The sequence below is a fragment of the Streptomyces sp. NPDC058758 genome (assembly GCF_042746075.1).
GTDB lineage: Bacteria > Actinomycetota > Actinomycetes > Streptomycetales > Streptomycetaceae > Streptomyces.
Map to the genome: position 1 here is coordinate 33,520 of NZ_JBHYPS010000019.1, position 13,246 is coordinate 46,765.

At 74.9% G+C, this 13,246-nt stretch carries 10 protein-coding genes; 6 read left to right on the forward strand and 4 right to left on the reverse strand.

Annotated elements, in window-relative coordinates:
- The first annotated feature begins 50 nt into the window (after window positions 1-50).
- Window positions 51-2,441 carry an excinuclease ABC subunit UvrA gene (locus tag ACFW6A_RS22095; protein ID WP_351856302.1) on the forward strand — a complete coding sequence of 797 codons (2,391 nt, stop codon included), beginning with the start codon at window positions 51-53 and terminating at the stop codon, window positions 2,439-2,441.
- Here the strand turns inward: ACFW6A_RS22095 and ACFW6A_RS22100 are convergent.
- The 3 genes from ACFW6A_RS22100 to ACFW6A_RS22110 form a co-directional block, all read right to left on the reverse strand.
- Complete coding sequence (locus tag ACFW6A_RS22100) at window positions 2,404-3,105, reverse strand: 4'-phosphopantetheinyl transferase family protein (protein WP_386642218.1); 702 nt, start codon at window positions 3,103-3,105, stop codon at window positions 2,404-2,406. The genes ACFW6A_RS22095 and ACFW6A_RS22100 overlap by 38 nt on opposite strands.
- Complete coding sequence (locus ACFW6A_RS22105) at window positions 3,102-3,332, reverse strand: acyl carrier protein (RefSeq protein ID WP_351856298.1); 231 nt, start codon at window positions 3,330-3,332, stop codon at window positions 3,102-3,104. Before ACFW6A_RS22105 ends, ACFW6A_RS22100 begins: the two co-directional genes overlap by 4 nt.
- Window positions 3,333-3,470: 138 nt before the next feature.
- A complete protein-coding gene (locus ACFW6A_RS22110; RefSeq protein WP_351856296.1) occupies window positions 3,471-4,328 on the reverse strand; it encodes a hypothetical protein in 858 nt (285 codons plus the stop codon).
- Window positions 4,329-4,768: 440 nt separating this feature from the next.
- Here ACFW6A_RS22110 and ACFW6A_RS22115 point away from each other — a divergent pair, with 440 nt between their 5' ends.
- Genes ACFW6A_RS22115 through ACFW6A_RS22130 form a run of 4 tightly spaced genes read left to right on the forward strand, consistent with a single transcriptional unit; the run spans window position 4,769 to window position 10,341 of the window.
- Complete coding sequence (locus ACFW6A_RS22115; RefSeq protein WP_351856294.1) at window positions 4,769-5,878, forward strand: phytanoyl-CoA dioxygenase family protein; 1,110 nt, start codon at window positions 4,769-4,771, stop codon at window positions 5,876-5,878.
- Window positions 5,860-7,206 (forward strand): DUF6271 family protein, encoded by a 1,347-nt coding sequence (locus ACFW6A_RS22120; RefSeq protein WP_351856292.1) that lies wholly within the window; start codon window positions 5,860-5,862, stop codon window positions 7,204-7,206. The genes ACFW6A_RS22115 and ACFW6A_RS22120 overlap by 19 nt, the downstream gene beginning before the upstream one ends.
- Window positions 7,203-8,975: a condensation domain-containing protein gene (locus tag ACFW6A_RS22125; RefSeq protein ID WP_386642221.1), complete on the forward strand. Its 1,773-nt coding sequence runs from the start codon at window positions 7,203-7,205 to the stop codon at window positions 8,973-8,975. The genes ACFW6A_RS22120 and ACFW6A_RS22125 overlap by 4 nt, the downstream gene beginning before the upstream one ends.
- Window positions 8,962-10,341: an MFS transporter gene (locus ACFW6A_RS22130; RefSeq protein WP_386642224.1), complete on the forward strand. Its 1,380-nt coding sequence runs from the start codon at window positions 8,962-8,964 to the stop codon at window positions 10,339-10,341. The genes ACFW6A_RS22125 and ACFW6A_RS22130 overlap by 14 nt, the downstream gene beginning before the upstream one ends.
- Window positions 10,342-10,432: 91 nt before the next feature.
- Here the strand turns inward: ACFW6A_RS22130 and recQ are convergent, their stop codons facing one another.
- Window positions 10,433-12,556 (reverse strand): DNA helicase RecQ, encoded by a 2,124-nt coding sequence (recQ, locus tag ACFW6A_RS22135; RefSeq protein WP_386478454.1) that lies wholly within the window; start codon window positions 12,554-12,556, stop codon window positions 10,433-10,435.
- A 401-nt stretch (window positions 12,557-12,957) separates the two neighbouring features.
- Here recQ and ACFW6A_RS22140 point away from each other — a divergent pair, with 401 nt between their 5' ends.
- The gene (locus ACFW6A_RS22140) at window positions 12,958-13,218 is read left to right on the forward strand and encodes a lipopolysaccharide assembly protein LapA domain-containing protein (RefSeq protein WP_351846510.1); all 261 of its coding nucleotides are present in this window, start codon (window positions 12,958-12,960) and stop codon (window positions 13,216-13,218) included.
- Window positions 13,219-13,246: the final 28 nt, after the last annotated feature.

Genomic DNA, 13,246 nt, shown 5'->3' on the forward strand with positions numbered 1-13,246 from the left:
CCTAAGGTGGTCGGACACCGACCGGTCCCGCCCTGACGAGGGAGAAACCTTTGAGCACGGCCCAGCGGAACGGCGCGGCTCCGTCCGCCCCGCACCTCGCCGACCGCCACGAGCTGATCCGCGTGCTCGGCGCGCGGGAGAACAACCTCAAGGACGTCAGCGTCGAGATCCCCAAGCGCCGGCTGACCGTCTTCACCGGGGTCTCCGGCTCCGGCAAGAGCTCCCTGGTCTTCGACACGATCGCCGCCGAGTCCCAGCGGCTGATCAACGAGACGTACAGCGCCTTCGTCCAGGGGTTCATGCCGACGCTCGCCCGGCCCGACGTCGACGTGCTCGACGGCCTGACCACGGCGATCATCGTCGACCAGCAGCGGATGGGCTCCGACCCGCGCTCCACCGTCGGCACCGCCACCGACGCCAACGCGATGCTGCGCATCCTCTTCAGCCGGCTCGGCACCCCGCACATCGGCTCCTCGCGGGCCTTCTCCTTCAACGTCCCCTCGGTGAGCGGCGCCGGCGCCGTCACCGTCGAGCGCGGCGGCCGGACGGTGAAGGAGCGGACCAGCTTCACCATCACCGGCGGCATGTGCCCCCGCTGCGAGGGCCGCGGCCGGGTCTCCGACATCGACCTGGCGCAGCTGTACGACGAGGCCAAGTCGCTCGACGAGGGCGCGCTGACCATCCCCGGCTACACCGCGGACAGCTGGTACGGCCGGACCTACCGGCTCTCCGGCCTCCTGGACCCGGCGAAGCCGATCCGGGAGTACACCGCGCGGGAGCGGGAGACCCTCCTGTACAAGGAGGCGACCCGGGTCAAGGTCGAGGGGGTCAACGTCACGTACGAAGGCCTGATCCCCAAGCTCCAGAAGTCGTTCCTGGCCAAGGACGTCGAGTCGCTCCAGCCGCACATCCGGGCCTTCGTGGAGCGGGCCACCACCACCCAGGTCTGTCCGGAGTGCGACGGCACCCGGCTGAACGAGGGCGCCCGCTCCTCGAAGATCGGGGGCATCAGCATCGCCGACGCCTGCCGGATGCAGATCAGCGACCTGGCCGCGTGGGTGCGCGGGCTGGACGACCCGTCGGTGGCGCCGCTGCTGGAGTCGCTGCGCGGGACGCTGGACTCGTTCGTGGAGATCGGCCTCGGCTACCTGGCCCTCGACCGGCCGGCGGGCACCCTGTCGGGCGGCGAGGCGCAGCGGGTGAAGATGATCCGGCACCTCGGCTCCTCGCTCACCGACGTCACCTACGTCTTCGACGAGCCGACGGCCGGTCTGCACCCGCACGACATCCAGCGGATGAACGAACTCCTGCTGCGGCTGCGGGACAAGGGCAACACCGTCCTGGTCGTGGAGCACAAGCCGGAGACGATCGCGATCGCGGACCACGTGGTGGACCTCGGCCCCGGCGCCGGCAGCGGCGGCGGCACGATCTGCTACGAGGGCACGCTCGACGGGCTGCGCGGCAGCGGCACCGTGACCGGCCGGCACCTGGACGACCGGGCCTCGGTGAAGGAGGCGGTCCGGACGCCGACCGGAGTCCTGCCGATCCGCGGCGCGACCGCCAACAACCTGCGGAAGGTGGACGTGGACCTCCCGCTCGGCGTCCTCGCCGTGGTCACCGGCGTCGCCGGTTCCGGCAAGAGCTCGCTGGTGCACGGGTCGATCCCGGCGGACGCCGGGGTGGTCTCGGTCGACCAGACCCCGATCCGCGGCTCGCGGCGCAGCAACCCGGCGACGTACACCGGGCTGCTCGACCCGATCCGCAAGGCCTTCGCCAAGGCCAACGGGGTCAAGCCGGCGCTCTTCAGCGCCAACTCGGAGGGCGCCTGCCCGACCTGCAACGGCGCCGGCGTCACGTACACCGACCTGGCGATGATGGCGGGCGTGGCCACCACCTGCGAGGAGTGCGAGGGCCGGCGCTTCATGGCCTCGGTGCTCGACCACAAGCTCGGCGGCCGGGACATCAGCGAGGTCCTGGCGATGTCCGTGTCCGAGGCGGAGGAGTACTTCGGCGCGGGCGAGGCGCGCACGCCGGCGGCGCACCGGATCCTGGAGCGGCTGGTGGACGTCGGGCTGGGCTACCTCACGCTGGGGCAGCCGCTCACGACGCTCTCCGGCGGCGAGCGGCAGCGGCTGAAGCTGGCCACGCACATGGGCGACAAGGGCGGCGTCTACGTGCTCGACGAGCCGACCACCGGTCTCCACCTGGCCGACGTGGAGCAGCTGCTCGGACTGCTCGACCGTCTCGTCGACTCCGGCAAGTCGGTCATCGTGGTCGAGCACCACCAGGCCGTGATGGCGCACGCCGACTGGATCGTCGACCTGGGGCCCGGCGCGGGCCACGACGGCGGCCGGGTCGTCTTCGAGGGCACCCCCGCCGATCTGGTCGCCGCCCGCTCGACCCTCACAGGCGAGCACCTGGCGCGGTACGTCGGGGCCTGACCGGCGGGCCCGGCCGGCCGGGGCCGGGCGGCGGTGCCGGTCCGCCGAGGACCGCCGACGGCGGGAGGAGGACCGCCGGGGCGCCGGCCGCCACCACCGCCGCCACGGCGGCGCGGGAGCGGTCCGTCCGCTCCGTGAGGTGGTGGACGGCCTCCGGGGGCGGGGGGCCCGCCTTGAAGCGGGCCTCCGCGCGGACCCAGGCGCGCAGCAGGGCCGGGCCGGGGTCCGGGTGGGCCAGGGCCTCGTGCAGGTCGGGTCCGGGCAGGACGCGGCGGAGGACCGGGAGGGGGCCGGGGCGGCGGGCCGCCGGTTCCACGTCGACGCCGACCGGGCCGGGGCCCGCCGCCGCCGCGACCAGGCCGTCGGCGTGGCTGAGGCTGAGGCCGAGGCCGGGGCGGTCGGCGAGGTACGGGCGTCCGTGGCCGTCCCGGCCGCAGTCCGGGCACCGCTGGGCGACGCCGGCGGCCTCCGGGGAGCGGCCGGTGAGGCGGGCGGCGCAGAGGCGGAGCAGGAGGCGGGCGGCCAGGACGTCGTCGTGGCGGGACGGCACGCGGATCGCGGCGAGGCGGCGGCGCTCCCAGGGGGCGAGGAGCCGCGGGCCGAGGCCGGGGGCGGCCAGGACCTCCCGGGTCGTCGCCACCACCGCGAAGGCGCCGGGGGTCACCCGGCGGGCGTGAGGAAGCGTTCCCGGACGCGGGCGAGGGTGCGGAAGTCGTCGATGGTGACCTCCTGGAGGTCGATCGACGTGCCGGAGATGTCCTCCAGGAGGTCGATGAACTCCAGGAAGTCCATGGAGTCGATCAGCCGGGCCTCGATGAGGTCCTCGTGGGCGTCGATCGGGCCGTCGAGGCCGGGGTTCTTCTCCTGGATCCAGGCGGCGACACGTTCCATGGTGCGGTTCTCCACTCCTTGCGGGTCGTGGGTTGCGGGGCGGGGGTTTGCCGGTCGGGGGCTGCGGGTCGGGGCGGGGGTGTGGGTTGCGGGTCGGTGGGGCGCGGGTCGGGCGGGCGGACCGGTGCCGACGGGCCGTCAGCCGGTGACGGCGCGGAGCCGGTCGAGGGCCCGCTCGGGGCCGCCGTGGGCCTGGAGCATGGCGTGCACCCAGCGTTCGAGGCCGAAGGCGACGCAGGCGCTGTAGGCGGGGCCGTGGCTGCCGGCGCGGATGTCGAGGCGCTCGCCGAAGAAGTTGCGGTGGCGGTTGACGGAGGCGATGGCGGTGCCGTCGGGGGCGCTGTACTCGTGCTTGACCGGGTCGAGCGCCATCAGCCGGGCCCGGGAGCCGCCCTTGTCGTAGAAGGGGTCGTCGGCGGTGGCGCGGGTGAGGTCGAGGCCGAGGAGTCCTGCGGTCTCCTGGACGAACTCGCCGCCGCGCTCCAGGTGTTCGACGGCGCCCTCCTTGGTGCCGAGGTAGACGACCTCGCGCATGTGGAAGCCCCAGAGGCGGCGCAGGCCGTCGTAGTGGGTCTCGTTGCGGAAGCAGCGGCCCGTGGCGGAGATCCGCAGGCCGTCCTCGCCGACGTCGGCGCCCTCCAGGGAGAGCAGCAGGCCGTAGCAGGTGGCGGAGGGCAGCAGGTAGCCGGTGGGTTCGAGGGGCCGGCCGCCGGGGGCCTGGCCGGCGGCGAGGCCGTCGTGGGCGTCGGGGGCGAACCGGCCCGCGGAGACTCCGAGATGGGGGAAGTTGCGGAAGTAGTCGAGGCGGGCGAGTCCGTCGGCGGAGAGCAGCGGCGGGCCGGTGACCTCGGGGGCGGAGAGCCGTGCGGCGAGTCCGGCGAGCAGGGCGTCGAGGCCGCGCAGCAGGGCGGTGTGCACCGGGTCCAGCGTGATCAGGCCCGGGCCGGGGCTCTGGAGACCGGCGACGGACGGGGTCGTGGCGCTGGGTGTGCTCATGGAACCGTTCCCTCTCGGCGTGGTGGTCGGTCGGGGGGCGGCGGGCGCGGCCGTCCCGTCCCCGTGCCCACGCCGACGGGACGGCGGGGCGGCGGGCGGGGCCTCGCTCGCGGTCGCCGTCGACCGGGGCGCAGTGGTCGGGCCGGCTCGACCGGTCGGGTCGGTTCCGGCGCTGCGCAAGGGGGACAGTAGGCCAGTCGGCCGATGGTTGTCTAGACCAAAGATCGGGGCCCAACGGGCCTGCCCAGGGCTCGATTTCGGGCCTTTGGCCGACACGCGGGGCATACCGGCGGGTCACTTGACACCGATGATGGTCTACACCAATTCTTTCCCTCGTCCCCCGCGGCTCCTCCACCGTCGCCAGGTCCGCGCCCCGCTCCCGTCCCGCCGTGCCCCGCCCCCGAGGCCGCACGCCGCCCGACTCCCGCCTGGAGGGACCCTTGACGACCACGCCCGCCCCCGCCCCGCGCCGCCCGCGCACCCCGTACCTGCACCGGGCGGCCACCGAGCGCCCGTACTTCAGCGACGACGGCGAGTCCTACCTCGCGGCGACGACCCTGCGGGAGCTGAAGAAGACCCGCCCGCTGCGGGTGCTCTCCGAGGCGGACTTCGCGCACTGGCAGACGTACGGCTACGTCATCGTGCGCGAGGCGATCCCGGCCGAGGCGGCCCGCCGGCTCCTCGACTTCACCTGGGACTTCCAGGGGCTCGACCCGCAACGGCCGGAGAGCTGGTACGAGGAGCGGCCGCTGCGCTCCGAACTCGACCGGCAGCTGCTCGTCTACGGCTTCGTCGAGGCCTACCACCACCAGCTGCTCTGGGACAGCCGCCAGGCCCAGCGGGTCTACGACGCCTTCGTGGACGTGTGGGACTGCGAGGAGCTGTGGGTCACCCTCGACCGGCTCAACCTCAACCCGCCCAACATCCGCAACCGCGACCGCGCCCTCATCGAACCCACCGACCGGGGCTTCGACATCGAGCTGCACTGGGACATCGACACCACCCTCGGGGTGCCGCCGCAGCGCGTCCAGGGCATCATCGCGCTCAACGACACCAGCCCCGAGACCGGCGGCTTCCAGTGCGACCCCGAGCTGTTCCGCCGCTTCGAGGAGTGGAAGCTCACCCAGCCCGGCGACCGCGACCCGATCCGCCCCGACCTCGACCGCGCCGAGTACCCCGTGGTCCGCCCCGAGCTGCACCCCGGCGACCTGCTGATCTGGAACGGCCTGCTGGCCCACGGCGTGGCCCGCAACACCTCGGAGAACGGCGTCCGCGCGGTCCAGTACCTGTCGATGATGCCCGCCCTGGAGGAGCACGCGAAGCTGCGCCGCTCCCGCGTCGAGTCCTGGCGCCACCTGCGCACCCCGCGCTGGAACCGCACCCTCGTCGGCGACCCCGTGCTGCACGAGTCCAAGCGCTACCCGACCGCCGAACTCACGCCGCTCGGCGCCCGGTTGCTGGGCCTCACCTCCTGGCACGAGGAGGCCGCCGGCGAGGCGGAGACCCCGGCCGCCCCGACCGGGGAGCCCGCGTGCGCCGCATCTGCCTGACCCTCCCCACCCACCGCGCCTGCACGGCGACGATCGCGGCGGTCGCCGGAGAAGCCGCCTACGGCGCACGGGAGTTCGGCGTCGAGGTGCACCTGCTGATCCTCGACTCCTCGGCACCCGCCGACCTCGCCGCGCACCGGGCAGCGGTCGCCGCGCTGCCCCCCGCGCCCGGCGTCGTCGTCCACCACCTCGACGAGGAGCGGCAGCGCGCCTTCCTGCGGGAGGTCGCCGCGGCGGCCGACCCCGCCGGAGCCGACCGGCTCGTCGACCTGATGCTCCCGGCCGCCGTCTCGTACGGCGCCTGCACCAACCGCGCCTTCCTGCTGGCCGAGGCGCTGGGCTGCGCCTCGGTCCACCGCCGCGACTCCGACAGCCGCTACCAGCTCCTCGACGGCGCGCCGGTCTACCCGATCCACCACGAGCTGGCCTCCCTCGGGCGGCGGGCGGCCGACGCGACGGACTCGGTCACCCGCAGCCGGCTCGACCCGGGCTGCGCCGACCGGACCGTCGCCCTCGCCGGAGCGTCCTTCATCGGCGCCCCGTCCGTGGACGTCGCCGAGATCCGCGCGCTCGACCCGGAGGCGTACCGCGAGGTCGTCGGACTGTCCGTGCCCTCCGGGCACCCGGAGATCTGGCGGCGGAACCTGATCGACGAGGCGTTCCGGGGAGCCGGCACCACCCCGTTCACCGGTGACCTGTCCACCCTGACCCTGGTCAGCCCCACCCGCGTCGACATGTGCAACGTGGCGTTCGGCCGGGAGGTCTACGGCCGGATCCCGCTGCCGCCCGCCACCGACACCATCGGCACCGACTACTTCCTCCTGCACGTGGTGCGCCAGGCCCGGCTGCCCGGGGTGCTGCACAACCGGCACATCGTCAACTACCACACCGGTGAACGCCGTTCGGACGAGGGCTTTCTCGCCTACCAGCTCCGCTTCGCCAAGTACCTGCTCGCCTCCCCCCACCTCGAAGCGGTGTACGCGGGACTCGCGGCGGCCGGTGACGCGCTCCTCGACCCCGGCGGGCGGGTGCGGCCCGCCGCCGTCTCCGCCCTCCTGCGCGAGAGCGCCCTGATCGGCCCCGCGGGCAACGAGGCCCGGCTCGACGTGCTGGACCGCCGCTACCGCTCCCTCGGCGGCCGGTACGCCACCGCCGCCGCGCTCTTCGCCGAGCGGCGCGGCCGGCTGCTCGCCGAGGCCCGCTCCGACATGGAGGACTTCGCCCTGCTCGTCGACGCCTGGGGCTCCCTGACCGCGCACGCGAAAGGCACCACCGTGATCCATCCCGCCGGCCCCCGGGCCGCGTCCGCGCCGGCCGTGGCGCCGTGACCGCCGTCCCCGCCGCCGACGGCGTCACCGGGGCCCGCGCCCTCACCGTGCGCTACGCGGGCGGCGCCGCGCGCCGGGGCCCCGTCACCATGGGCCAGGCCAACATGATCCGCTGCATCCTGCGGGACGAGCCCGACAGCATCAACATCCACGACGTGTGGCCGGTCCCCGACGGCACCGGGATGGACCGGGCCCTCGCCGCGCTGGCGGAACTCGCCGCGCGCCACGAGGCGTTGCGCACCACCTTCCCGTACGGGGAGGGCGGCGCCGCCCCCGTCGAACAGGTCGTGGCCCCCGCCGGCGCGTTCACCGTCACCGTCCTCGACCACGACGAACTCCCCGAGGACCCCGACGCCTACGCCGAGGCGGTGGCCCGCTCGGCCCGCGACACCCGCTTCCGCCTCGACCTCGACTTCCCGCTGCGCCTGAGGATCCTCGCCCGCGCCGGCCGGCCCGTCCGCGTCGCCCTCGCCGCCAGCCACGCCGTCACCGACGGCAGCGCCCTCGGAATCCTCCGGGACGAATGGCTCGCCCTCCTCGCCGGCGAGCCGCTTCCGCCGGTCGCCTCGGCCACCCCGCTCGACCTCGCCGCCGAGGAGAACACCCCGGCCGGGCGGCGCAAGTCGCTCGCCTCCCTGGCGCACTGGGAGAGGATCCTGCGCACCGGGCCGCAGGCGATGTTCGCCGAGGACGGCGCCGCCGGCACCGAGACCGACACCCCGGGCCTCACCCTCCGCTCGGCGCGCGGCGGCCGGGCGCTGGCCGCCGCCGCGCGGCGCACCGGCGCCCTCCCGAGCACGGTGCTGCTGACCGCCTGGTGCGTGCTCACCGCCCACCGGGCGGGCCAGTCCGTCTGCGTCGCCGCGGTGCCCACCTCGAACCGCTTCCTGCCGAAGCTCGCGCGCTCGGTGAGCACCCTCTCCCAGGACGCCCTGCTCGACCTCGACGTCCGGGCGCCGTCGTTCGACGCGCTGCTCGCCAAGGCGTGGGGCGCGGCGATGAACGCGTACCGCCACAGCCGCTTCGACGCGCTCGACCTGTGGGAGCTGATCGGCCGGGTCACCACCGAGCGGGGCAGCCAGTTCGCGCGCGACGCCGTCTTCAACGACATCAGCGCCCTGCCCGCCGTGCTCGCCGCCGCGACGGCCCCCGACGGGGACGCCCCGGAGCTGGAGATCGGCTGGGGCGAGAGCCGCTCGCTGCCGACCCGGCTGCTGACCTTCGTCTACGAGACGGAGCCGGTCCTGCGCCTGGCGACGTGGGCCGACCCCGCGCTGTTCCCCCGGGCGGCGGCGGAGGACCTGGCCACCGGTCTGGTGCGGCTCCTGGAGGCCGTCGCCGGCGCCGACGTACCGCTCGAAACGCCCGGGCTCACCGGGGTGACGGGGGTGCGCCCCGTCGAGCGCGGGCCGGAGTGGACCCGGGTGGACGGCTGCTGGGTCTCCCCCGCCGCCGTCGCCGGCGCCCTCGCCGACGCGCTGCCCGGACGGCCCGTCGAGGTCGTGGTGGAGGAGGACGCCGGGGGCGACGAGAGCGGCCGGAGGCTCGTCGCGTACGTCGGCGCGGACGAGCGGACCTGGCCGGACGGGGCGCTGACGGCCGAGCGGGCGCACGCCGCGCTGATGGGCGTCCTGCCGGGGCGGCCCGGGGTGCTGGCCCCGCACCGGTACGTGTTCGTCGAGGGCCCGCCGCGGCACCCCGCCGCGGCGCAGCGGATTCTGAGCGAAGGGACCGGCCGGAGCCGGGAGATGCCACATGACCACCGATGACACCGCCGCGGCGCCGGGGGCCGGGCCGCTGCCCAGCCCCTGGCGGTCGCGTCGCTTCCGGCTCTTCTTCACCGCGCGCAGCGCCTCGCTGCTCGCCGACGGCATGCTGATGGTCTCCGTGACCACCTCGGTCCTCGGCGCCGGGTTCGGGGCCACGGGCGTGGGCTACGCGCTCGCCGCCTGGATGGTGCCGATCGTCGTGCTCATCCTCTTCGGCGGGGTGCTCGCCGACCGCTTCACCCCGCGGGTGATGATGGTCGGCGCGGACGCGGTCCGGGTGGTGACCATGCTCCTCATGGCCGCGCTGTTCGCCGGGGGCGGCGTGCGGCTCTGGCAGATCATGGCGCTGATGGCGGTGAGCGGCGCGGCGACGGCGATGTTCCAGCCGGGGCTCGCGAGCATCGTCCCGCGGGTCGCGGAGGACATCCAGCGGGCCAACGCGCTGCTGCGGATCTCCGAGTCGATGGCCACGCTCATCGGCCCCGGCCTGGCCGGTTTCCTGGTGGCCCACTGGGACCTGGCGGGGTCGTTCGTGGTGATCGCGGCGGCGTACGCGGTCAGCGCCGGCGGGCTGCTGCCGCTGCGGGGGCTCGCCTCCGGGCAGGACGGGAGCGGCGGGGCCGACGAGGGGGGCGAGGGCGACGACCCGATGTGGCGCCGGCTCGCCACCGGCTGGCACGAGTTCCGGTCCCGTTCCTGGCTGTGGGGCGTCATCTCGCTGTGGGCGGTGTACGGCCTCTTCGTCTTCGGTCCCTCGCTGCCGCTGGGCGCGGCGCTCCTCACGGAGCAGCACGGGGCGACCGGCTACGGCTGGATCGCCTCGGCCGACGGTCTGGGCACGATCATCGGCGGGCTGCTCGGCATGCGGGTCAGGCCGCGCCGGCCGCTGGTGGCGGGGGTCGGCGCGATGTTCTTCTTCGCCCTGAACCCGCTGGCTCCGGCGCTCGGCTGGAACTTCGCCCTCACGGCCGTCACGGGGATGGTGGCCGGCTGCGGCTTCGCCTTCTGGGGCGTGATGTGGGCGACCAGCGTGCAGTCCCACATCCCGCTGGCGGTGCTGAGCCGGGTGTCGGCCTACGACATCGCCGGGTCGATCATGGTGATCCCGCTGGGCCGCGCGCTGGCGGGGCCGGTGGCGGAGTCCTTCGGCGCGGACCGGGTGCTGCTCTTCTCCTCCGCGGTGTCGTTCGTCCTGCTGGGCGCCATGCTCTGCGTCCCGGCGATCCGCGGCCTGACCCGTCTCGACCGGCCCGCGGCGGAGACGGCGGCGGACACGGCGGCCGACCCGGCGGCGGACACGGCGGGCGATCCGGCGGCGGTGCCGGTGCCGGTGGCCGGGAAGGAGTCCGCCGCGGCGGAGGCGTGAGGGAGCCGCCCCGAGGCGGTGCGCGCCGGGCAGCGGTCCGGAGCCCGCGGGTCCGGCCGGACGACGACCGTCCGGCCGGGCCCGCGGCGCGTCACTCCCAGTCGTCCCAGGACGGCTCGGCCTCGTCGTCGCCGAAGAAGAGCGGCTCGTCCTCGGGGGCCGAGGCAGCGGGGCGGGCTGCCTGGGCGGGGCGGGCGGGCGCCGCCGAGGTGCGGGCCGCCGGTACGGGCGCGGCGCCGACGGAGCGGGCCGTCCGCTGGTCCGCGGCCCGGGCGTCCGGGCGGACCGGGGTCCCCGCCGCCTCGGCGGCCGGGGCCTCCGGGGCGTCGCCGTCCGCTCCGGCGAACTCGGCGAGGGCCTCCAGGACGCCCTCGCCGTACTTGTCGAGCTTGGCCTCGCCGACGCCGCCGACGGTGCCGAGCTCGGCCACGCTCTTCGGCAGCGTGGTCGCGATCTCGCGCAGCGTCGCGTCGTGGAAGACGACGTACGCGGGCACCCCCTGCTCCCGCGCGGTCGCCGCGCGCCAGGCGCGCAGGGCCTCGAAGACGGGCACGGCCGCGGCGGGCAGGTCGACGGGGACGCGGGACTTGCCGGAGCGGCCGCCGCTCTCCTTGCGGGACGGTGCGGCCTTGGCGGCCTCCTTGCGCATCGGGACCTGGCGCCGTCCGCCGAGGACGTCGCCGCTGGCCTCGGTGAGGACGAGGGTGCCGTAGTCGCCCTCCACGGCGAGCAGCCCCTGGGCGAGGAGCTGGCGGACCACGCCGCGCCACTCGGCGGTGCCGAGGTCGGCGCCGATGCCGAAGACCGAGAGGTTGTCGTGGTCGAACTGGATGACCTTGGCGGTCTTCTTGCCCTGGAGGATGTCGATGATCTGGCCGGCGCCGAACTTCTGGCGCCGCTCGCGGGCCAGCCGCCACACGGTGGAGAGCAGCTTCTGCGCGGCGACCGTGCCGTCCCAGGAGTCGGTGGGGGTCAGGCAGGTGTCGCAGTTCCCGCAGGGATCGGACTTCTGGCCGAAGTAGGCGAGCAGGCGGACGCGCCGGCACTCGACGGTCTCGCACAGGGCGAGCATGGCGTCGAGGTGGGCGGAGAGCGCGCGGCGGTGGTTCTCGTCGCCCTCGGAGCCGTCGATCATCTTGCGCTGCTGGACGACGTCCTGGAGGCCGTACGCGAGCCAGGCCGTGGCGGGCTCGCCGTCGCGGCCGGCGCGGCCGGTCTCCTGGTAGTAGCCCTCGACGGACTTGGGCAGGTCGAGGTGGGCGACGAAGCGCACGTCGGGCTTGTCGATGCCCATGCCGAAGGCGATCGTCGCGACGACCACGACGCCGTCCTCGCGGAGGAACCGCGACTGGTGGGCGGCGCGCGTGGCGGCGTCCATGCCCGCGTGGTACGGGATGGCGTCGACGCCGTTCTCGGCGAGGAAGGCGGCGGTCTTCTCCACGGAGGAGCGCGACAGGCAGTAGACGACTCCGGCGTCCCCGGCGTGCTCGGCGCGGATGAGGTCGAGGAGCTGGCGGGTCGGGTTGTTCTTGGGGACGATCCGGTACTGGATGTTGGGCCGGTCGAAGCTGGCGACGAAGTGCCGGGCCTCGTCCAGGCCGAGGCGGGTGGCGATCTCGCCGTGGGTGGCCTCGGTGGCCGTCGCGGTCAGCGCGATCCGCGGCACCTCGGGCCAGCGCTCGTGGAGCAGGGAGAGCGCGAGGTAGTCGGGCCGGAAGTCGTGGCCCCACTGGGAGACGCAGTGCGCCTCGTCGATCGCGAAGACGGAGACCGTGCCCCGGTCGAGCAGCCGCTGGGCGCCTTCGGTGCGCAGCCGCTCGGGGGCCAGGTAGAGGAGGTCCAGCTCGCCGGCGAGGAAGGCCTGCTCGACGGTCTGCCGCTCGTACGGGTCCTGGGTCGAGTTGAGGAAGCCCGCCCGGACGCCGAGTGCGTTGAGCGCGTCCACCTGGTCCTGCATCAGTGCGATCAGCGGCGAGATCACCACGCCCGTGCCGGGCCGCACCAGCGCCGGGATCTGGTAGCACAGCGACTTGCCGCCGCCGGTCGGCATGAGCACGAGGGCGTCGCCGCCGGCCACGACGTGCTCGATGATCTCCTGCTGCTCGCCCCGGAAGGAGCTGTAGCCGAAGACCCGGTGGAGGACCTCCAGGGCGTCGGAGGGTCCGTCGGGGCTCGGCGAGGAGGAGGCGTCGGAAGAAGCGTCGATGAGGGCCACCCGAAGAGCCTATCCGCCCCGGCACCCCTGCCGGGCCGCCCGCCGAAGCCTGTGGACAACTCGCGTCGGGCGCCCGGTCCGGTCACCCGGGGGAGTGAGGCGGGAGGTCTCCGGAGAGTGAGGCGGAGGTCTCCGGGGAGTGAGGCGGAGGTCTCCGGGGAGTGAGGCGGAGGTCTTCGTGAGGACGGGACGGCCGGGCGGGGTCTCGTGCGACGGGCCCCTCCTCCGGTCGTCCGACGGAGCCGTCGTCCGGCCTGCGGCCCTTGCCCCCCCCGGCCGGGGACCTCCCGTCCGGCCGGGGGTCTTCCGTCCGCCCCGGGCGCCTTCCGTCCGGGAGACAGGGGTCCCGCCTGCGCCGATACTGGGGAGGGCATCCTTCCTCCCCCAGAGAGGACCGGCTCATGTCCCCGAACACCGCGAAGAAGCCGCACCAGCCCGCGAGCGTCACGGTCAAGGGGCGGGACATGCGGTTGCGGACCATCGGGTTCCTGCTGGTCGCCGCGCTCGCCGTCTGGTTCATCGCCGCCAACACCGGCTCCGTCACCATCCGGCTGTGGATCCCGACGGTCACCCTCCCCCTCTGGTGCGTCCTCACCGTGACGCTCCTCGTCGGCGTCCTGCTGGGCCTCGTCATCGCCCGCCGCCGCGCCGCCCGGGACTGACGGCGCGCGAAAACCGGCCGCCCCGGGC

What these genes read in the sequence shown, in the direction of transcription:
- ACFW6A_RS22130 (WP_386642224.1), top strand. Translation starts at nt 8,962, where the DNA reads ATGACCACCGATGACACCGCCGCGGCGCCGGGGGCCGGGCCGCTGCCC.
- ACFW6A_RS22105 (WP_351856298.1), bottom strand. Translation starts at nt 3,332, where the DNA reads ATGGAACGTGTCGCCGCCTGGATCCAGGAGAAGAACCCCGGCCTCGAC.
- ACFW6A_RS22110 (WP_351856296.1), bottom strand. Translation starts at nt 4,328, where the DNA reads ATGAGCACACCCAGCGCCACGACCCCGTCCGTCGCCGGTCTCCAGAGC.
- ACFW6A_RS22140 (WP_351846510.1), top strand. Translation starts at nt 12,958, where the DNA reads ATGTCCCCGAACACCGCGAAGAAGCCGCACCAGCCCGCGAGCGTCACG.